The sequence below is a fragment of the Streptococcus mitis genome (assembly GCF_047462815.1).
Lineage (GTDB): Bacteria > Bacillota > Bacilli > Lactobacillales > Streptococcaceae > Streptococcus > Streptococcus mitis_DO.
In genome coordinates, this window is record NZ_JASHFB010000011.1 from 1 (window position 1) to 19,142 (window position 19,142).

A 19,142-nucleotide genomic window follows, 5' to 3' on the forward strand; every position below is an offset into this window, starting at 1 on the left:
TGGTACTTATGGCCAATAACCTCCTAAAATACAATAAGAGAACGACTCAAAATTAAAAAGCTAGGGTTCCGCTATTGGAAATCTCTAGCTTTTTTGTAGTCGAGAACTCTTTTGTCCCAGGCTCTTTCTTATTAGTGATCACGGTCACATGAAATGAATTTGATTTTGTAGTAATCCGCTCGTTTATAAGTTTCGCTGTAAGCGAGAACCTGACCAGTAGACTCTAATTTAGTAGTCTTGGTTTGTAAAACGGTTGGGAATTGCTCATCGACTCCGAGGACCGAAGCCGCATGTTCTGGAGTTGGAAATACTATTTCATTGATTTCTTCAAAATGTTCATCATTCATGTGAATGTGGTAATCTGATTTGAAACGGTTATAGATAGAACTATAATATTCAAGATTTGGATAATTTGCGTTGATGTATTGTTCTGGGATATATGATGTGTGGTAGATGTATGCGACACCATTTGTTTCGCGGACACGTTCAATCTTGTAGTAGAACTGATCACCACGTAATCCAAGTTTTTCCAAGTAGTTTAGTTTATTTCCGCGTTCAATAGAAAGGACGGTCACCTTATCATCTTTAGTTTCAAAAACTTCTACATCTGAAAACTCTACGAGTTTGTGTTTGCGTGCGCGTGAAACGAATGTACCCTTTCCTTGTTGGCGGACAATATAACCATCTTTGGCAAGGTCGTTTAAGGCACGGACAACTGTGATAGAACTAACATCATACATTGCAATCAATTCAGCTTCAGTGTAAAATTTATCTCCACTTGCAAATTGCCCAGAGATGATTTTGTTCTTTAATTCATCTTTTATATATTGATATTTTGGAATTGCCATAATTTCACCTCGATTTTCCTTCTCCGTTAAAGATTTTACCATAAAAACGGAAAGAATAGTAGTCTTTTGAATAAAAAAATTAGAATAATAGACTATAAGGTTAATTTACATATAAAAAAGGAGATTTTATACATTTTTATACATGCTAGCTACTTGAAGCTCTATGTCTGTAAAATCTATATCTTTATAATTTTTTTGTGTAAAAGTTGGTAAAAAATGAAAAAAATTGTGAAAACCTATTGACAAATGTAGTGTATTGAGTTATATTCAATATATCAACAAATGAAAGCGTGAACTTTAATTGTCAGAAGGTAATAACATGACACGATTTGAGATTAGGGACGATTTCTATTTAGATGGGAAACCGTTCAAGATTTTGTCCGGCGCCATTCATTATTTTAGGATTCCGCCAGAAGATTGGTATCATTCTCTCTATAACTTGAAGGCTCTTGGTTTTAATACGGTAGAGACTTACGTTGCTTGGAATCTACACGAACCCAGTGAGGGTGAGTTTAACTTTGAAGGAGCTCTGGATTTGGAGAAATTTCTCCAAACAGCACAAGATTTAGGCCTCTATGCTATTGTACGTCCGTCACCATTTATCTGTGCGGAGTGGGAATTTGGTGGTTTACCGGCTTGGCTCTTAACCAAAGATATGAGGATTCGTTCATCAGACCCAGTCTATATTGAAGCTGTAGCTCACTACTATGATCAGCTTTTGGCACGGTTGGTTCCACATTTATTGGACAATGGTGGGAACATTCTCATGATGCAGGTTGAAAATGAGTATGGTTCTTATGGAGAAGACAAGGCTTACCTGAGAGCGATTCGACAGTTGATGGAAGAGCGTGGCGTAACCTGTCCACTCTTTACATCAGATGGTCCATGGAGAGCAACTCTGAAAGCTGGAACCTTAATCGAAGATGATCTCTTTGTAACAGGGAATTTTGGTTCTAAGGCACCTTATAATTTTTCACAGATGCAGGAATTCTTTGATGAGCATGGCAAGAAATGGCCGCTTATGTGTATGGAGTTCTGGGATGGCTGGTTCAATCGTTGGAAAGAACCGATTATCACACGGGATCCAAAAGAGTTGGCAGAAGCTGTTCGTGAGGTATTGGAGCAAGGCTCTATCAATCTTTACATGTTCCACGGTGGTACAAACTTTGGCTTCATGAATGGTTGCTCGGCTCGAGGGACTTTGGACCTGCCACAAGTTACATCATATGATTACGATGCCCTTCTGGATGAAGAAGGGAATCCAACTGCCAAATATCTGGCAGTTAAGAAGATGATGGCAACACATTTCCCAGAGTATCCGCAGTTGGAACCACTCTACAAAGAGAGTATGGAGTTGGATGCTATTCCACTGGTTGAAAAAGTTTCCTTGTTTGAAACCTTAGATAGCTTGTCTAGTCCAGTAGAAAGTCTCTATCCTAAAAAGATGGAGGAATTGGGACAAAGTTATGGCTATCTACTCTATCGAACAGAAACAAACTGGGATGCAGAAGAAGAAAGACTTCGTATCATTGATGGTCGAGATAGAGCTCAGCTTTATGTCGATGGTCAGTGGGTTGAAACCCAATATCAGACAGAAATTGGGGAAGATATTTTCTATCAAGGAGAAAAGAAAGCGCTGTCTAGATTGGATATCTTGATAGAAAATATGGGGCGTGTCAACTATGGTCACAAGTTCTTAGCGGACACGCAACGTAAGGGAATTCGGACAGGGGTTTGTAAGGATTTGCATTTCTTACTAAACTGGAAACACTATCCACTCCCACTAGATAATCCTGAGAGAATTGATTTTTCAAAAGGATGGGCAGAAGGACAACCAGCCTTTTATGCTTATGACTTTACAGTCCAAGATCCAAAAGATACTTACCTAGACTTGTCTGAGTTTGGTAAGGGAGTTGCCTTTGTCAATGGGCAGAATCTAGGACGTTTTTGGAACGTCGGCCCAACACTCTCGCTTTATATCCCTCATAGCTATCTCAAGGAGGGTGCTAATCGCATCATTATCTTTGAAACAGAGGGTGAATATAAAGAAGAGATTCATTTAACTCGTAAACCTACACTAAAACACATAAAGGGGGAAAACTTATGACAATTGTAGGATGCCGTATCGATGGACGTTTGATCCACGGACAAGTAGCCAATCTATGGGCTGGAAAACTAAATGTTTCACGTATTATGGTTGTAGATGACGAAGTTGTCAACAACGACGTTGAAAAGAGTGGTTTGAAACTCGCGACACCACCAGGTGTGAAATTGAGTATTTTGCCAATTGAAAAAGCGGCAGCCAATATTCTTGCTGGAAAATACGATAGCCAACGTCTCTTTATCGTTGCTCGTAAACCAGACCGTTTCCTTGGTTTGGTAGAAGCAGGTGTACCACTTGAAACTCTCAATGTTGGGAATATGTCTCAAACACCAGAAACTCGCGCCATCACACGTTCAATCAACGTAGTGGACAAGGATGTGGAAGACTTCCACAAATTGGCAGAAAAAGGTGTTAAACTTACTGCTCAAATGGTTCCAATTGATCCAGTTTCAGACTTTTTGAGCTTATTAAAATAGGAAAAAATTTTTAGGAGGTCATTGTTATGATACAATGGTGGCAAATTTTACTTCTCACTTTGTACTCAGCTTATCAAATCTGTGATGAGTTGACGATCGTTTCATCTGCAGGTTCCCCTGTATTTGCTGGTTTCATTACTGGTTTAATCATGGGAGATGTGACTACTGGTCTGCTTATCGGTGGTAACTTGCAACTGTTCGTTCTTGGGGTTGGTACCTTCGGTGGTGCTTCTCGTATCGACGCAACTTCTGGTGCGGTTCTTGCGACAGCCTTCTCTGTTTCACAAGGAATTGATACAGCACTTGCGATTACAACAATCGCTGTGCCAGTAGCAGCTCTCTTGACTTACTTCGACGTTCTTGGACGTATGACAACTACTTTCTTTGCTCACCGTGTGGATGCTGCAATCGAACGCTTTGACTATAAAGGTATTGAACGCAACTACCTACTTGGTGCGATTCCTTGGGCTCTATCTCGTGCCCTTCCAGTCTTCTTCGCACTTGCCTTTGGTGGTGCCTTTGTACAATCAGTAGTAGACTTAGTTGAAGCCTACAAATGGGTTGCAGATGGTTTGACACTTGCAGGTCGTATGCTTCCAGGTCTTGGATTTGCAATCTTGCTTCGTTACCTTCCAGTTAAACGTAACCTTCACTACCTTGCAATGGGATTTGGTTTGACAGCTATGTTGACTGTTCTTTACTCATATGTAACAGGTCTTGGTGGCGCTGTTGCTGGTATCGTAGGTACTCTACCGAAAGATGTTGCTGAAAAAATTGGTTTCGTGAACAACTTCAAAGGTTTGTCTATGATCGGTATCTCTATCGTAGGTATCTTCCTTGCAGTGCTTCACTTCAAAAATAGCCAAAAAGTAGCTGTAGCAGCACCTTCTACACCATCAGAAAGTGGGGAAATCGAAGATGACGAATTCTAATTACAAACTTACAAAAGAAGATTTTAATCAAATCAACAAACGTAGCTTGTTTACTTTCCAATTAGGTTGGAACTACGAACGTATGCAAGCTTCTGGTTACCTTTACATGATTTTGCCTCAATTGCGTAAAATGTATGGGGATGGAACTCCTGAATTGAAAGAAATGATGAAAGTTCATACTCAATTCTTCAATACTTCACCATTCTTCCATACCATTATCGCTGGTTTTGACCTTGCCATGGAAGAAAAAGATGGTGTGGGTTCAAAAGATGCCGTTAACGGTATCAAGACAGGTTTGATGGGACCATTCGCTCCTCTTGGAGATACAATCTTTGGTTCCCTTGTACCTGCTATCATGGGGTCAATCGCAGCAACTATGGCTATTGCTGGCCAACCATGGGGTATCTTCCTTTGGATCGCAGTTGCAGTAGCGTATGACATCTTCCGCTGGAAACAGTTGGAATTTGCCTACAAAGAAGGGGTTAACCTTATCAACAACATGCAAAGTACTTTGACAGCTTTGATTGACGCTGCATCTGTACTTGGTGTCTTCATGATGGGTGCTCTTGTAGCAACAATGATCAACTTTGAAATTTCTTACAAATGGGCAATCGGTGAGAAAATGATTGACTTCCAAGACATCTTGAACTCAATCTTCCCACGCTTGCTTCCAGCAATCTTTACTGCCTTTATCTTCTGGTTGCTTGGTAAGAAAGGTATGAACTCTACTAAAGCTATCGGTATTATTATCGCACTTGCCTTGGCTCTATCTGCCTTTGGTAAATTTGTACTTGGAATGGGCGCATAATTTATGGCTAAATCATTAATTTTGGTGAGTCATGGTCGTTTCTGTGAAGAGCTTAAAGGTAGCACAGAAATGATCATGGGTCCACAAGACAATATTCATGCAGTGGCTCTTCTTCCAGAAGATGGCCCAGAAGAATTTACTGCAAAATTTGAAGCTGCTATTGAAGGATTGGATGATTTCCTAGTCTTTGCGGATCTTCTCGGTGGAACACCATGTAACGTGGTAAGTCGTTTGATTATGGAAGGTCGTGATATTGACCTTTACGCAGGGATGAATCTTCCAATGGTGATTGAATTTATCAATGCGAGTCTTACAGGCGCAGATGCGGACTATAAGAGCCGTGCTGCAGAAAGCATCGTGAAAGTCAATGACCTGTTAGCGGGCTTCGATGATGACGAAGATGAATAAGATGTGACAACGTGAAAATCACAGGGAAAATAGGTGATAGGAGGATGGAGCGATGCTCCGACGATAATCGGTCTTTTTCCCAAAGATTTTAGTTGGAACTCGATTCAATAAGATGTGACAACGTGAAAATCGTTAGAACATTTTATATAGAATATACATGGGAATGGGGCTTACTCCCATTCCCATCTTTAATAGAAAAAGAGGAACTCAATGTTACATTATACAAAAGAAGATTTGCTCGAATTGGGTGCAGAAATCACTACACGTGAAATCTACCAACAACCTGATGTATGGAAAGAAGCTTTTGAATCTTATCAAGCAAAGCGTGAAGAAATTGTAGCCTTCCTACAAGGGATTGCTGATAAACATGACTATATCAAGGTTATCTTGACAGGTGCGGGGACTTCTGCTTATGTGGGAGACACCTTGGTACCTTACTTTAAGGAAGTCTATGACGAACGCAAATGGAATTTCAATGCTATTGCGACAACAGATATCGTTGCCAATCCAGAAACCTATTTGAAAAAAGATGTGGCGACTGTCCTTGTATCTTTTGCTCGTAGTGGGAACTCGCCTGAAAGTGTGGCGACTGTTGATTTGGCTAAAGCCTTGGTGGATGAGCTTTATCAAGTGACGATTACTTGTGCAGCAGATGGTAAATTGGCTCTTCAAGCTCATGGAGATGACCGCAATCTCTTGCTTTTGCAACCAGCTGCCTCTAATGATGCTGGCTTTGCCATGACCTCTAGCTTTACATCTATGATGTTGACAGCTCTCTTGGTCTTTGATCCTACAGAATTTGCTGTTAAAGTTGAACGTTTTGAAGTTGTATCTAGTCTTGTCCGTAAAATTCTAGACAATGCAGAAGATGTCAAAGAACTTGTTGACCTAGACTTTAACCGTGTCATCTATCTAGGCGCTGGTCCTTTCTTTGGCCTTGCTCATGAAGCTCAGCTCAAGATTTTGGAATTGACAGCTGGCCAAGTGGCGACCATGTATGAAAGCCCAGTCGGATTCCGTCACGGTCCAAAATCTCTTATCAACGAAGATACAGTTGTTTTGGTCTTTGGTACAACGACAGACTACACTCGTAAGTACGACTTGGACTTGGTTCGTGAAGTTGCTGGTGACCAGATTGCTCGCCGTGTTGTGCTTCTAAGTGATCAAGCCTTTGGTCTTGAAAATGTCAAAGAAGTGGCCCTTGGTTGTGGCGGTGTCTTGAATGATATTTACCGTGTCTTCCCTTACATCATTTATGCCCAACTCTTTGCCCTATTGACTTCACTCAAGGTAGAAAATAAACCAGATACACCGTCTCCTACAGGTACAGTAAACCGTGTGGTACAAGGTGTTATCATCCACGAATATCCAAAGTAAGACAATATTTATGAATTCTTGACAAGAGGATTTGTAAATTATCAGATAAACCATAGATTGTCAATTCGCTTTCTATGGTTTGTTTGCTTGAGAGAAATAGTAAAAGGAGAACAGAATGAAAGCATACACAGAGCGTGTATTTGGAAATGTTGAGGGCAAGGATGTCTTGGCCTATCGCTTTGAGACGGACGGTGGTTACCAGCTTGAGGTTATGACTTATGGTGCGACCATCTTGCGCTATGTTACACCTGACAAGGCTGGAAATTTTGCCAATGTTATCTTGGGATTTGATGATTTTGACAGCTATGTAGGTAATAGTCCCAAACATGGAGCTAGCGTAGGTCCTGTGGCAGGCCGTATTGCAGGTGCGACCTTTGAGCTTAATGGTAAGATCTATGATCTTGAAGTCAACAATGCTAGCAACTGTAACCACAGTGGTTCAACTGGTTGGGATTCTAGCTTGTTTGAACTTGTTGAAGTGAGCGACCATGGCCTGACCCTCTACACAGAACGTACAGACGGGGCAGGAGGATTTCCTGGCAATCTCAAGATCTGGATCAGCTATCACTTGGAAGAAACTGGTGCCTATGAAATTAGCTACAAGGTAACAACAGATCAGGATACGCTGGTCAATCCAACCAACCACAGTTATTTCAACTTGTCTGGTGATTTTACGCAGACGATTGACCGTCATGTCTTCCAACTAAACACAGAAGGCATTTACCCAATTGCTCCCGACGGTGTTCCTGCCAAAACTCCAGATGCTGATCGTGATGTGGTTAAACACATCTACAATGGTGCCTTGTTGAAGGATATCTTTGCAGAAGAAGATGAGCAAATCCAGCTGGTATCTGGTTTGGATCACCCATTTGCCCTTCCTGCAGGTCATGACAATGCTGGTTTCCTTTATGACCAAAACTCAGGTCGCTTCCTGATTTTCAAGACAGAGGCTCCTTGCTTTGTAGTCTACACAGCAAACTTTGTGGATGAGAGTGTCATCATAGGAGGTCAGCCAATGGTACAGCACAATGGGATTGCCCTTGAAGCGCAAGCTTTACCAGATGCCATTCACAGTGACCTCAAAGACCAAGTCATTCTTAAAGCCGGTCAAACCTTTACAAGTAAGACACGCTATGAACTTGTTGTGAAATAAAGAAAGCTGGGAAAAAGTCTTTAAATTTAGAAAAACGCACATTGTCAGGTGCTGAAAGTTTGATAATATGTGTTTTATTATGGAAAGATTCATAGTTTGTTGAATCAATAGCAGGACAAATCAGTTTATAAAATATTATGAAAAATCAGTTTGAATTTCTCAATCAACTTGTTCATATTCTATTTCAATCTACTATACTTTCTTTTATCCTGAAAAGACGTTATTACTCAGTATCTCTTGAGTTGTCTGGCTTGACTTTCTTGATGGAGATTACATAATAGTTGTAATAACAAAAATTACAACAAAGGAGATATCCTATGACCTATGAATATAAGAGCCACATTTATTTAGCAGAGGCAGTTTTAAATGTCAAGGACTTGGCAAGTCAAACAGTATTTTATCAGCAGATTATTGGTTTAGAAGTTCTATCTCAAACTGAGACAGAGGTCGTTCTAGGCCTTGGTGGAAAAGCCTTGGTACAGCTGATTCAAGCACAAGAGAGTGGAGAAGTAAGGGAACATTATGGTTTTTACCATCTGGCTATTCTCTTACCGACACGAAAGGCTTTGGCTGATGTCTTGAAACAACTGACAGATTTACAGATTCCTCTTGTGGGTGGTGCAGACCATGGTTACAGCGAGGCCATTTACTTGGAGGATTTGGAGGGAAATGGCATTGAACTCTATCGAGATAAGCCGGTTTCCAAATGGGATATTCGAGACGATGGACGAATTATCGGGGTGACGGAGGCCCTTGAGGCGCAGGATATCTATGAGTTGGGGGAAAGAGTAGAGCCCTTTATCCTAGCAGATGGTACGAGAATGGGCCATATTCATCTTTCTGTCAAGGATAGTCGAAAGTCCAGCCAGTTTTATCAAAAGGTGTTAGGACTAGAGGATAAATTCAGTGTACCTAGTGCTAGTTGGATTGCAGCTGGGGACTACCATCATCACTTAGCCGTCAACGAATGGGGAGGAAAAGGTTTGGCTTCGCGTAAGCAAGGCTTGCCAGGTTTGGCCTATTATGTCATTGAAGTTGCTAGTAAGGAAGAACTGTTAACGATTGCGCAGCGAGCACAAGCAGTTGATGCGTCAATCAAGTGGCTGACATCTAGCCAGCTGGAAATAACAGACCCAGACGGAATTGTGACTCGTATTCGTTTAGCAAGATAAAACTAGGGATTTCTAATAAGTTATAAGTATTGCTAGTTTGCTTTTTGAACGGTCTTTGCTAACAGAACTGTGTGAGACGGATGGGCGAGAATTTTGACAAAGGAGCTGATTAGAGATATAATGAAGAAAAATCGAGCAAGGAAAAAGAAATGACAAACTCAAAGTATATTACTCGTTTGAAACGTTCAGAGGGTCAGTTGCGTGGAATTCAAAAGATGATTGAAGAAGATCGTGACTGTGCTGATATTGTGACGCAACTGACAGCTGTGAAATCTAGTGTGGAGCGCGTGATTGAGATGATAATTACCGAAAACCTTACTGAATGTATCAATCAACCGCTAGATGATCCTGAAGCTCAAAAGGAACGTCTAGAAAAGGCTATACGATACTTGATTAAACGGAAATAAAGAGATCAGAGTTGAAAGATCTCTACTAATAGAATAGTTTAATGTGAATCAAGAGATGCTGGAAAAAGTCTTTAAAATAAAAGAACGCATACTATCAGGTGTTAAAAACCTTGATAGTATGCGTTTTATTGTGGGGAGATTTATATTCTTCGAAAATCTCTTCAAACCACGTCAGCTTCACCTTGCCGTAGAAATCTGTTCCTGACTTTGTCAGTCTTATCTACAACCTCAAAACAGTGTTTTAAGCAGTCTGCGGCGAGCTTCCTAGTTTGCACTTTGATTTTCATTGAGTATTACTTCATTTTCTCCTGAAATTGAGTTTTTGCCCAGCTCCTCTTGATTATTCTACTTGCCCAGGCCAAGCATTCATACCACCTTCTACATTGATAACGGTGAGGCCTTTGGCGCTGAGAAATTGGCAGGCAGAGGCAGAACGCACTCCACCTTGACAGATGACATGGTATTCATGGTCAGGTTTGAGTTCTTTGTATCCTTGTTCCAAGGTACTTAACGGAAGATTTTTGGCACCTGGTGCATGTCCTGCTTGGAATTCATGTGCTTCACGGACATCGATAAGCTCTAAATTTTCATTTTTATATTTTTCATAAAAGTCAGCCATACTGATACTAGTTTCCATATTCTACTCCTTCTGGCTTAGCCATTTTGTATAGTGAATAAGCGCCGTCAAGGTTTTGGATGGTAAATCCTGCTTGTTTGAGGATACGCTCTGCGATATAGCTACGCAAACCACTGTGGCAGCTAACGATGTAGGCTTGGTTCTTGTCCAGTTCGTCCAAGCGTTCCCGTAGTTCGTTTAGGGGAATGTGGATGGTGTCGACTTTGAGTCTACCACTTTGGAATTCACCACTTGTCCGTACATCTAGAAATTTCTTACCTTTAGCCAGTTCGTCTTCGAGCTGGTACCATTGAACATTGTCGCTGAGACCTTCTATAAGATTCAAGGCTGCGTAGCCCAGCATATTGACGGGATCCTTGGCCGAGCCAAATGGTGGCGCATAGGTGAACTCCAATTCTGGTAAGTCAAAGACGGTGAGATTTCCCTTGATAGCAGTTGCCAGGATATCGATGCGCTTGTCAACACCTTTCTTCCCAACACCTTGGGCACCATAGATTTTTCCAGTGGTCGGGTCAAAGAGGAGCTTCAAGGTCATATCAGTAGCGCCTGGATAATAACCAGCGTGGTCTTTCCCACTGACATGAAGGGCCTTGTAAGGAAGTTGATTCATGCTAAGGATACGCTCGCTGAGACCAGTAGAAGCAGCTGTCATATCAAAGGTACGAACGATAGCAGTGCCGATATTTCCCTTGTTTGTACGTTTTAGTCCTGCGATGACGTCTGCCACTTGGCGTCCCTGACGATTGGCAGGAGAAGCGAGAGAGATGAGAGCATCTTGGCCTGTAATCTCTTGCTTGACGACGATGGCATCCCCAACTGCAAAAATATCTTTTTGACTGGTTTCATAATGTTCATCGACCAGGATTCCACCACGAAGTCCCAGTTCAATCCCCGCAGATTTAGCCAGTCCGTTTTCAGGTTCAACACCGACAGAAAGAATGGTGAGGTCAGAAGCAATCTTTTGACCATTTTCTAGAACGATGATATTTCCTTGGTCTTCAAATCGAGTCGCAGACTGAGAAGTGATAACGCGAACGCCATTTTTGACCAATTCTGCTTGGACAAAGGCTGCCATTTCCTGATCTAATGGCGGCAAGACACGGGGTGCTTTCTCCACGATAGTAACTTGCAATCCACGTTTCGCCAGGTTTTCAGCCATTTCAAGACCGATAAAGCCTGCACCGATAACGACAGCTTCTTTTGGATGATTGTCCAAGGCTGCCATAATTTCATCGAGATCGGGAACATTGCGGAGCGTGTAGGCATTCTTAGCTTCTTCCAAGCCTTCAATGGTAGGAAAAAATGGTTTAGCTCCTGGGGAGAGGATCAGCTTGTCGTAGCTTTCTGTGAATTCTTTCCCATCATGACGTACCGTCACAGTGTGTTCTTCTGGCGAAATCTGGATGACCTCGTGAAATGGTCGCACATCGAGATTAAAGCGTGCCTTGAGACTTTCAGGAGTTTGGACCAATAAACTATCACGGTTTGCAATTTCTCCTGAAACATAGTAAGGAAGCCCGCAGTTTGCAAAGGAAACAAAGGGACCTTTCTCAAAAATAGTGATTTCAGCGTCTTCCATGAGACGTCTGAGACGGGTTGCTGCTGACATTCCGCCTGCAACTCCCCCGACAATGATAATTTTCATTGATTTTCTCCTTTATGCTTCTAGATGACTTTTCCTGTCCAAGAGCTCATACCGCCTCGGACATTGATGACATCGTAGCCTTTTTTCTTTAGCTTTTTAGCAGCCATCTTACTACGCACACCAGAATGACAAATGACATAAAGTGTTTCTTTTGTTGTTGGTGTGTAGGAACCAATTTCGGTTAGAGGAACATTTTTGGCATTTTTGATATGACCTCTACGAAATTCCATTGGCGTCCGAACATCTAGTAGCTGAATCGGTTCCTTGAGTTTGGCTTCTAACTCGCTGGTAGAAATACTGTCAATTTTTGTAAATAAGTGAAACATAGGCACCTCCAAATATACCCTTATGGGGTATATTAAACCATGAAGTCAAGCTTTTGTCAAGCAAGTTGTTTTGACTTGGTGGAGATTGGTTGCGATTGTATTTTTTCTCCTCAGTTCCTCAGCTTCCTCCTTGACACTCGGTCAGCTTTTGATACAATAGTACAAAATCAGAGGAGGTGGGTTATGATTCAGAAACATGCGATTCCTATCTTAGAGTTTGATGAAAATCCTCAGGCGGTCATCATGCCCAATCACGAGGGGCTGGACTTGCACTTGCCAAAGAAGTGTGTCTATGCTTTTTTAGGTGAGGAGATTGACCGCTATGCTAGGGAAGTAGGGGCGGACTGTGTCGGCGAATTCGTTTCAGCCACCAAGACCTATCCAGTCTATGTCGTTAACTACAAGGGCGAGGGAATTTGTCTGGCTCAGGCACCTGTTGGCTCCGCTCCAGCAGCCCAGTTTATGGATTGGTTGATTGGCTATGGTGTGGAGCAGATTATTTCCACTGGAACCTGTGGTGTGCTAGCTGATATAGAAGAAAACGCCTTTCTAGTCCCTGTTCGCGCTCTGCGAGATGAAGGAGCTAGTTATCACTATGTGGCAGCTTCTCGTTATATGGAAATTCAGGCAGAGGCTATTGCTGCCATTGAGCAAGTTTTGGAAGCCAGAGGGATTCCTTATGAAGAAGTCGTGACCTGGACGACAGACGGTTTTTACCGAGAAACGGCTGAAAAGGTGGCCTATCGCAAGGAAGAAGGCTGTGCTGTTGTGGAGATGGAGTGTTCTTCGCTTGCGGCAGTAGCCCAACTGCGTGGGGTTCTCTGGGGAGAATTGTTGTTCACAGCTGATTCCTTAGCAGACTTGGACCAGTACGATAGTCGTGACTGGGGTTCAGAAGCTTTCGAGAAGGCCTTGGAACTCTGCCTTGAGATAACTTCTCAGATATAGCTACTCTCCTTCTTTTTATGGTACAATGGATGTATGTTATTCAAATTATTTGTTAAAAAAATTGAAAGAGCCTTGGGCGGACTTTCGCCCGCTCGTCGAATTTTTCTGAGTTTCGCTGGAGTTATTTTGATAGGCTCTCTTCTTTTGAGTTTGCCTTTTGTTCAGGCGAGTGGTTCGCAGGCTACTTATTTTGACCATCTTTTTACGACGGTGTCCATGGTCTGTGTGACTGGCCTTTTTACGCAACCGGTAGCCACTACCTATAATGTCTGGGGTCAGCTGATTTGTATGCTCTTAATCCAGATTGGTGGTCTGGGACTCATGACCTTTATCGGAGTCTTTTATATTCAGGGGAAGCAAAAGCTCAGTCTTCGCAGTCGTGAAACTATTCAGGAGAGCTTTAGTTACGGGGAGACTCGGTCACTGAAGGCCTTTATGCGCTCCATCTTTTTGACGACTTTTCTGGTGGAGGGCTTGGGTGCCTTCCTGCTAAGTTTCCGTTTTATTCCTGAGTTCGGCTGGGGAAGGGGCATTTTTACCTCCATCTTTTTAGCCATTTCAGCCTTTTGTAATGCTGGTTTTGATAATTTCGGTAGTAGCAGTTTAGTCGCTTTTCAGACGGATCCCTTGATCAATCTGGTCATTGCTGGCTTGATTATCACAGGTGGTCTGGGTTTTATGGTCTGGTTTGACTTGGCAACCCAGTTTGACAAGAAGAAAAAACGCCGTCTGCGTTTCCACACCAAGTTGGTTCTCTTCTTGACTGCAGGGATTTTGTTGTTTGGGACAGTATCTACACTCTTTACGGAGTGGCACAATCCAGGGACAATTGGCAACCTCAGTATCCCAGAGAAAGTGCTGGTTAGCTTTTTCCAAACCGTCAGCATGAGAACGGCTGGCTTTGCTTCTATTGACTACACTCAAGCTCGGCCTGTGACCTTGTTTATCTATATCCTACAGATGTTTCTGGGTGGGGCGCCTGGAGGGACGGCTGGGGGGCTCAAGATTACGACTTTCTTTGTCTTATTGGTCTTTGCGCGTAGTGAATTGCTGGGCTTGCCTCATGCCAATGTTGCGCAGAGAACCATTGAGGTTCGAACAGTCCAAAAATCCTTTAGTGTCTTCATTATCTTTTTGATGACCTTCTTGTTGGGCTTGATGTTGCTGGGAATTACGGCAGAAGGAACGCCGCGTTTTATCTACCTCATGTTTGAGACCATTTCAGCCCTTGCGACAGTTGGGGTAACGGCAAATCTGACACCAGAATTGGGCAAGCTAGCCCTCAGTATTGTCATGTTGCTTATGTTTATTGGCCGTATCGGTCCCTTGACCTTGCTGGTTAGTCTAGCGGATTACCAGCCTGATAAGAAAGATTTGATTCAGTATATGAAAGCAGATATTAGTATTGGATAAGAAAGGAAGAACGATGTCAGATCGTACGATTGGAATTTTAGGTTTGGGGATTTTCGGGAGTAGTGTCCTGATGGCCCTTGCCAAGCAAGATATGAATATCATTGCCATTGACGACCACGCCGAGCGCATCAATCAATTTGAGCCTGTTTTGGCGCGTGGAGTTGTTGGCGATATTACAGACGAGGAACTCCTCAGAACTGCAGGAATTGATACCTGTGATACGGTTGTAGTGGCAACAGGGGAAAATCTAGAATCGAGTGTGCTTGCAGTTATGCATTGTAAGAGTCTAGGGGTACCCAGGGTTATTGCCAAGGTCAAAAGCCAGACAGCTAAGAAGGTGCTAGAAAAAATCGGTGCTGACTCAGTGATTTCACCTGAGTATGAAATGGGGCAGTCTCTAGCGCAGACCATTCTCTTTCATAACAATGTTGATGTCTTTCAGCTGGATAAAAATGTGTCTATCGTGGAGATGAAAATTCCGAGTGTTTGGGCAGGTAAAAGCCTGAGCCAGCTAGATTTACGTGGCAAATATAACCTCAATGTCCTAGGATTTCGTGAACAAGAAAATTCACCGCTGGATGTCCAGTTTGGACCTAATGATCTTTTGAAGGCAGATGCCTATATTTTAGCAGTCATTAACAACCAGTATCTAGATGACTTGGCAGAATTAAATTCGTAAGGAGGGAGCACCCCTCTTTTTTGATGACCTAGATAGTAAATAGAGAGACCTGTATTCCAATTGAGACTAGAAGTCCTTGTATTCTAGTAAAAGTCCTTCAAAAACTGGACTTTATGGTAGAATAGAAAGAAGTGAGAAGAGAGAGTAATACTCTTCGAAAATCTCTTCAAACCACGTCAACGTCGCCTTGCCGTAGGTATAGGTAACTGACTTCGTCAGTTCTATCTGCAACCTTAAAGCAGTGCTTTGAGCAACCTGCGGCTAGTTTCCTAGTTTGCTCTTTGATTTTCATTGAGTATAAGAAAACCCCAGTCCCCTAAAGGAGTAGATTATGAAATTATTGTCTATCGCCATTCCTAGCTATAATGCCGCAGCCTATCTTCATTACTGTGTGGAGTCGCTAGTGATTGGTGGTGAGCAAGTTGAGATTTTGATTATCAATGATGGATCTCAGGACCAGACTCAGGAAATCGCTGAGCGTTTAGCCAGCAAGTATCCTAACATCGTTAGAGCCATTTATCAGGAAAATAAAGGCCATGGGGGTGCCGTCAATCGTGGCTTGGCAGAGGCTTCTGGGCTCTATTTTAAAGTGGTTGATAGTGATGACTGGGTGGATCCTCGTGCTTATCTGAAAATTTTGGAGACCTTGCAAGAACTAGAGAGCGAAGGTCAAGAGGTGGATGCCTTTGTGACTAATTTTGTATATGAAAAGGAAGGTCAGTCTCGTAAGAAGAGTATGAGTTATGAGTCAGTCTTGCCTGTCCAACAGATTTTTGGCTGGGATCAGGTCGGAAATTTCTCAAAAGGCCAGTATATCATGATGCACTCGCTGATTTACCGGACAGATTTGTTGCGAGCGAGCCAGTTCCAACTGCCTGAGCATACCTTTTATGTCGATAATCTCTTTGTCTTTACCCCTCTTCAGCAGGTTAAGACCATGTACTATTTGCCTGTCGATTTCTATCGTTATTTGATTGGGCGTGAGGACCAGTCTGTCAATGAGCAAGTGATGATTAAACGCATTGACCAGCAACTCAAGGTCAATCGACTCTTGGTAGACCAGCTTGATTTATCCAAAGTGAGTCATCCCAAAATGCGAGAATATCTGCTGAATCATATTGAGATTACGACGGTGATTTCTAGTGCCCTGCTCAACCGAGCAGGAACAGCGGAGCATCTTGCAAAAAAACGGGAGCTGTGGACCTATATTCAGCAGGAAAATCCAGAGGTCTTTCAGGCCATTCGCAAGACCATGCTCAGCCGTTTGACCAAACATTCAGTCTTGCCAGCTCGCAAACTTTCCAATGTCGTCTATCAAATCACCAAATCTGTTTATGGATTTAATTAATATAAGTATTTTATAAGAGGGATTTAAGAAAAATTTTAACTTTTTCTTAATCCTTTTTAATTTTAGGAGATTATACTAGAGTCATCAAATAAAGAAAAACTCTAAGGAGAATCCTATGAAATTCAATCCAAATCAAAGATATACTCGTTGGTCTATTCGCCGTCTTAGTGTCGGTGTTGCCTCAGTTGTTGTGGCCAGTGGCTTCTTTGTCCTAGTTGGGCAACCAAGTTCTGTGCATGCCGATGTGGTCAATCCAGCCCCTGCCCAAGTCGTGCCAGACGCTGCTTCGGTGAGTGAAAAGAGCGACTTATCAGCAGAACTTCTCAAAGAAGCAGTCGATACAGCTCTTCCTTCAGAACAGGTAGACTCAACACCTAAAGCAAGCTTGGATGCTACAAGCTCTCCAGGAAAAGTGAATGTAGCTGATAAAGACCAAGTGGTAGCGTCAAAAGAAGAAGTGCAAGCAAAACCAGAATCTAAGAAAGAAACAGAGGATGCGGTTAAACCTGCGACAAATCCTGCGCCTACAGTTTCTGGACAAGACCGTGAAGCAAATGAAGCTCAACCAGCAACCACCCCAGCTGAAGTCCAAAAAGGAGTAGCTGACAACACCAAAGATACAGTAGATGTTCCAGCTACATACTTGGACAAAGCCAACTTCCCAGGCCCATTCACAGCCGGTGTCAACCAAGTCATTCCGTATGAATTCTTCGCCGGTGATGGTATGTTAACCCGCCTTATCTTGAAAGCATCCGACAAGGCCCCATGGTCAGATAACGGTTCAGCCAAAAATCCGGCCCTTCCACCAGTAGAAAACTTGGGCAAAGGTCTTTACTTCTATGAAGTGGATTTGGCAGGCACTCAAGGCAAATCTGACAAAGATCTTCTTGACCTCTTGAAACAAAATGGTACACAAAGCTATAAAGCTACCATCAAAGTGTACGGCGCAAAAGATGGCAAGGCAGACTTGAGCAATCTTGTAGCGACAAAAGATTTGGATGTTAATTTGAATGGCCTAACCACTCCAGCTGAAGTCCAAAAAGGCGTGGCTGATAATACTAAAGACACAGTAGACGTTCCAGCCACTTACTTGGATAAAGCCAACTTTCCTGGCCCGTTCACAGCCGGTGTCAACCAAGTCATTCCATATGAATTCTTCGCCGGTGACGGTATGTTGACTCGTCTTATCTTGAAAGCCTCCGACAAGGCTCCATGGTCAGACAACGGTTCAGCTAAAAATCCAGCTCTTCCACCAGTAGAAAAATTGGGCAAAGGTCTCTACTTCTACGAAGTGGATTTGGCAGGAACTCAAGGTAAATCTGATAAAGACTTACTTGATCTCTTGAAACAAAACGGTACGCAAAGCTATAAAGCTACCATCAAGGTTTATGGTGCTAAAGACGGCAAGGCTGATTTGAGCAACCTTGTAGCGACTAAGGATTTGACAGTAAACTTGAATGGATTAACTACTCCAGCTGAAGTGCAAAAGGGTGTGGCTGACAATACTAAAGACACAGTAGACGTCCCAGCCACTTACTTGGACAAAGCCAACTTCTCAGGCCCATTCACAGCCGGTGTCAACCAAGTCATTCCATATGAATTCTTCGCAGGTGACGGTATGTTGACTCGCCTTATCTTGAAAGCATCCGACAAGGCTCCATGGTCAGACAATGGTTCAGCTAAAAATCCGGCCCTTCCACCAGTAGAGAAATTGGGCAAAGGCCTCTACTTCTACGAAGTGGACTTGGCAGGTACTCAAGGTAAATCAGATAAAGAGCTTCTTGATTTCTTGAAACAAAACGGCACTCAAAGTTATAAAGCTACCATCAAGGTGTACGGTGCCAAAGATGGCAAGGCCGATTTGAGCAATCTCGTAGCGACTAAGGATTTGACAGTAAACTTGAATGGACATCAGTCTCTTACTCAGATGCAATCAGGCTTCGTCCCATCTTCTAATGGTTCAGCTATGCCGGCTCCAATGATGAATAGTCATCAAGATGCGTCTAAGATGAACGCTCAAATGCCAAGTGCCAATCAAGATGAGATGAAATCTAAAATGCCAGCTGCTAGCCAGGATAAGATGATGCCTAGCAAAGAGCAGGACAAAACCATGAATGCTAGCCAGCCAATGGCAACTTCAAGTATGAAGCAAGATCAAGCTCCAGCAACATCAAGCAAAATGTCTGATGAAGGCAAGATGGCATCTAATAACAAGGTATCAAGTCCAATGATGGCTGATCAAATGAAAGACAAAAAAGACATGCTTCCATATACTGGTGAAGCCCAAACATCAATGGCTACTCTTGGATTCTTTGGACTCGCCTTAGCAGGACTATTAGGCGGACTCAGTTTGAAAGCTAAAAAAGAGGAAAATGACTAGTCTAGTTACAGACTTTCTATCTAGGATTTGAAAAATCCAGATATCGATTAGAATGTTCGTAAAGAGATTAAAATAGTGTTA

The 19,142-nt window shown here is 42.6% G+C and carries 18 protein-coding genes; 14 read left to right on the plus strand and 4 right to left on the minus strand.

The annotated features are described in order from the left end of the window. Positions 1–131: 131 nt before the first annotated feature. Complete coding sequence (locus QM865_RS06865; protein WP_414306326.1) at positions 132–848, minus strand: GntR family transcriptional regulator; 717 nt, start codon at positions 846–848, stop codon at positions 132–134. Positions 849–1,167: 319 nt separating this feature from the next. Here QM865_RS06865 and QM865_RS06870 point away from each other — a divergent pair, with 319 nt between their 5' ends. The 9 genes from QM865_RS06870 to QM865_RS06910 all read left to right on the plus strand — a co-directional run bounded on the left by QM865_RS06870 (position 1,168) and on the right by QM865_RS06910 (position 9,685). Next, positions 1,168–2,955 (plus strand): glycoside hydrolase family 35 protein, encoded by a 1,788-nt coding sequence (locus tag QM865_RS06870; RefSeq protein ID WP_414306327.1) that lies wholly within the window; start codon positions 1,168–1,170, stop codon positions 2,953–2,955. Beyond that, positions 2,952–3,428, plus strand: coding sequence for a PTS sugar transporter subunit IIB (locus tag QM865_RS06875; protein WP_414306328.1), 477 nt, complete (start codon positions 2,952–2,954; stop codon positions 3,426–3,428). The genes QM865_RS06870 and QM865_RS06875 overlap by 4 nt, the downstream gene beginning before the upstream one ends. A 26-nt stretch (positions 3,429–3,454) precedes the next feature. Further along, on the plus strand, positions 3,455–4,360 hold the full coding sequence (locus QM865_RS06880) for a PTS mannose/fructose/sorbose/N-acetylgalactosamine transporter subunit IIC (protein WP_000617013.1): 906 nt from the start codon (positions 3,455–3,457) through the stop codon (positions 4,358–4,360). Further along, positions 4,347–5,168, plus strand: coding sequence for a PTS system mannose/fructose/sorbose family transporter subunit IID (locus QM865_RS06885; RefSeq protein WP_000185289.1), 822 nt, complete (start codon positions 4,347–4,349; stop codon positions 5,166–5,168). The genes QM865_RS06880 and QM865_RS06885 overlap by 14 nt, the downstream gene beginning before the upstream one ends. A gap of 3 nt (positions 5,169–5,171) precedes the next feature. Further along, a complete protein-coding gene (locus QM865_RS06890; RefSeq protein WP_001129932.1) occupies positions 5,172–5,576 on the plus strand; it encodes a PTS sugar transporter subunit IIA in 405 nt (134 codons plus the stop codon). 210 nt (positions 5,577–5,786) lie between these two features. After that, the gene (locus tag QM865_RS06895; protein WP_414306329.1) at positions 5,787–6,953 is read left to right on the plus strand and encodes an SIS domain-containing protein; all 1,167 of its coding nucleotides are present in this window, start codon (positions 5,787–5,789) and stop codon (positions 6,951–6,953) included. Positions 6,954–7,068: 115 nt separating this feature from the next. Beyond that, a complete protein-coding gene (locus QM865_RS06900) occupies positions 7,069–8,106 on the plus strand; it encodes an aldose epimerase family protein (RefSeq protein WP_414306330.1) in 1,038 nt (345 codons plus the stop codon). A gap of 317 nt (positions 8,107–8,423) precedes the next feature. Beyond that, entirely contained in the window at positions 8,424–9,278 is an 855-nt protein-coding gene (locus tag QM865_RS06905; RefSeq protein WP_414306331.1) for a VOC family protein, read from the plus strand. A gap of 149 nt (positions 9,279–9,427) precedes the next feature. Beyond that, positions 9,428–9,685 (plus strand): metal-sensitive transcriptional regulator, encoded by a 258-nt coding sequence (locus tag QM865_RS06910; protein ID WP_000185159.1) that lies wholly within the window; start codon positions 9,428–9,430, stop codon positions 9,683–9,685. A gap of 340 nt (positions 9,686–10,025) precedes the next feature. Here QM865_RS06910 and QM865_RS06915 read toward each other — a convergent pair whose 3' ends face one another. The 3 genes from QM865_RS06915 to QM865_RS06925 are packed head-to-tail and all read right to left on the minus strand — an operon-like array spanning position 10,026 to position 12,293. Further along, the gene (locus QM865_RS06915; protein WP_125451599.1) at positions 10,026–10,322 is read right to left on the minus strand and encodes a rhodanese-like domain-containing protein; all 297 of its coding nucleotides are present in this window, start codon (positions 10,320–10,322) and stop codon (positions 10,026–10,028) included. Then, positions 10,312–11,967: an FAD-dependent oxidoreductase gene (locus QM865_RS06920; RefSeq protein WP_414306332.1), complete on the minus strand. Its 1,656-nt coding sequence runs from the start codon at positions 11,965–11,967 to the stop codon at positions 10,312–10,314. The genes QM865_RS06915 and QM865_RS06920 overlap by 11 nt, the downstream gene beginning before the upstream one ends. A 20-nt stretch (positions 11,968–11,987) precedes the next feature. Then, complete coding sequence (locus QM865_RS06925) at positions 11,988–12,293, minus strand: rhodanese-like domain-containing protein (protein WP_000468857.1); 306 nt, start codon at positions 12,291–12,293, stop codon at positions 11,988–11,990. Positions 12,294–12,476: 183 nt separating this feature from the next. On the opposite strand from QM865_RS06925, the gene QM865_RS06930 reads away from it, so the two are divergent. The 5 genes from QM865_RS06930 to QM865_RS06950 all read left to right on the plus strand — a co-directional run bounded on the left by QM865_RS06930 (position 12,477) and on the right by QM865_RS06950 (position 19,061). Next, on the plus strand, positions 12,477–13,241 hold the full coding sequence (locus tag QM865_RS06930) for a nucleoside phosphorylase (protein ID WP_414306333.1): 765 nt from the start codon (positions 12,477–12,479) through the stop codon (positions 13,239–13,241). A 33-nt stretch (positions 13,242–13,274) separates the two neighbouring features. Continuing rightward, positions 13,275–14,654: a TrkH family potassium uptake protein gene (locus tag QM865_RS06935; RefSeq protein ID WP_414306334.1), complete on the plus strand. Its 1,380-nt coding sequence runs from the start codon at positions 13,275–13,277 to the stop codon at positions 14,652–14,654. Positions 14,655–14,667: 13 nt separating this feature from the next. Further along, the gene (locus tag QM865_RS06940) at positions 14,668–15,333 is read left to right on the plus strand and encodes a potassium channel family protein (protein ID WP_414306335.1); all 666 of its coding nucleotides are present in this window, start codon (positions 14,668–14,670) and stop codon (positions 15,331–15,333) included. Between the two features lie 331 nt (positions 15,334–15,664). Further along, on the plus strand, positions 15,665–16,681 hold the full coding sequence (locus QM865_RS06945) for a glycosyltransferase family 2 protein (RefSeq protein WP_173253467.1): 1,017 nt from the start codon (positions 15,665–15,667) through the stop codon (positions 16,679–16,681). A gap of 115 nt (positions 16,682–16,796) precedes the next feature. After that, a complete protein-coding gene (locus QM865_RS06950; protein WP_414306336.1) occupies positions 16,797–19,061 on the plus strand; it encodes an SSURE domain-containing protein in 2,265 nt (754 codons plus the stop codon). Positions 19,062–19,142 lie beyond the last annotated feature (81 nt).

Bases quoted from the DNA above. Each gene is read 5' to 3' on its own strand.
- QM865_RS06920 (WP_414306332.1), bottom strand. From the start codon at position 11,967: ATGAAAATTATCATTGTCGGGGGAGTTGCAGGCGGAATGTCAGCAGCA.
- QM865_RS06915 (WP_125451599.1), bottom strand. From the start codon at position 10,322: ATGGAAACTAGTATCAGTATGGCTGACTTTTATGAAAAATATAAAAAT.
- QM865_RS06950 (WP_414306336.1), top strand. From the start codon at position 16,797: ATGAAATTCAATCCAAATCAAAGATATACTCGTTGGTCTATTCGCCGT.
- QM865_RS06875 (WP_414306328.1), top strand. From the start codon at position 2,952: ATGACAATTGTAGGATGCCGTATCGATGGACGTTTGATCCACGGACAA.
- QM865_RS06890 (WP_001129932.1), top strand. From the start codon at position 5,172: ATGGCTAAATCATTAATTTTGGTGAGTCATGGTCGTTTCTGTGAAGAG.
- QM865_RS06885 (WP_000185289.1), top strand. From the start codon at position 4,347: ATGACGAATTCTAATTACAAACTTACAAAAGAAGATTTTAATCAAATC.
- QM865_RS06910 (WP_000185159.1), top strand. From the start codon at position 9,428: ATGACAAACTCAAAGTATATTACTCGTTTGAAACGTTCAGAGGGTCAG.
- QM865_RS06900 (WP_414306330.1), top strand. From the start codon at position 7,069: ATGAAAGCATACACAGAGCGTGTATTTGGAAATGTTGAGGGCAAGGAT.
- QM865_RS06930 (WP_414306333.1), top strand. From the start codon at position 12,477: ATGATTCAGAAACATGCGATTCCTATCTTAGAGTTTGATGAAAATCCT.
- QM865_RS06895 (WP_414306329.1), top strand. From the start codon at position 5,787: ATGTTACATTATACAAAAGAAGATTTGCTCGAATTGGGTGCAGAAATC.
- QM865_RS06865 (WP_414306326.1), bottom strand. From the start codon at position 848: ATGGCAATTCCAAAATATCAATATATAAAAGATGAATTAAAGAACAAA.
- QM865_RS06905 (WP_414306331.1), top strand. From the start codon at position 8,424: ATGACCTATGAATATAAGAGCCACATTTATTTAGCAGAGGCAGTTTTA.
- QM865_RS06880 (WP_000617013.1), top strand. From the start codon at position 3,455: ATGATACAATGGTGGCAAATTTTACTTCTCACTTTGTACTCAGCTTAT.
- QM865_RS06935 (WP_414306334.1), top strand. From the start codon at position 13,275: ATGTTATTCAAATTATTTGTTAAAAAAATTGAAAGAGCCTTGGGCGGA.
- QM865_RS06870 (WP_414306327.1), top strand. From the start codon at position 1,168: ATGACACGATTTGAGATTAGGGACGATTTCTATTTAGATGGGAAACCG.
- QM865_RS06945 (WP_173253467.1), top strand. From the start codon at position 15,665: ATGAAATTATTGTCTATCGCCATTCCTAGCTATAATGCCGCAGCCTAT.
- QM865_RS06940 (WP_414306335.1), top strand. From the start codon at position 14,668: ATGTCAGATCGTACGATTGGAATTTTAGGTTTGGGGATTTTCGGGAGT.
- QM865_RS06925 (WP_000468857.1), bottom strand. From the start codon at position 12,293: ATGTTTCACTTATTTACAAAAATTGACAGTATTTCTACCAGCGAGTTA.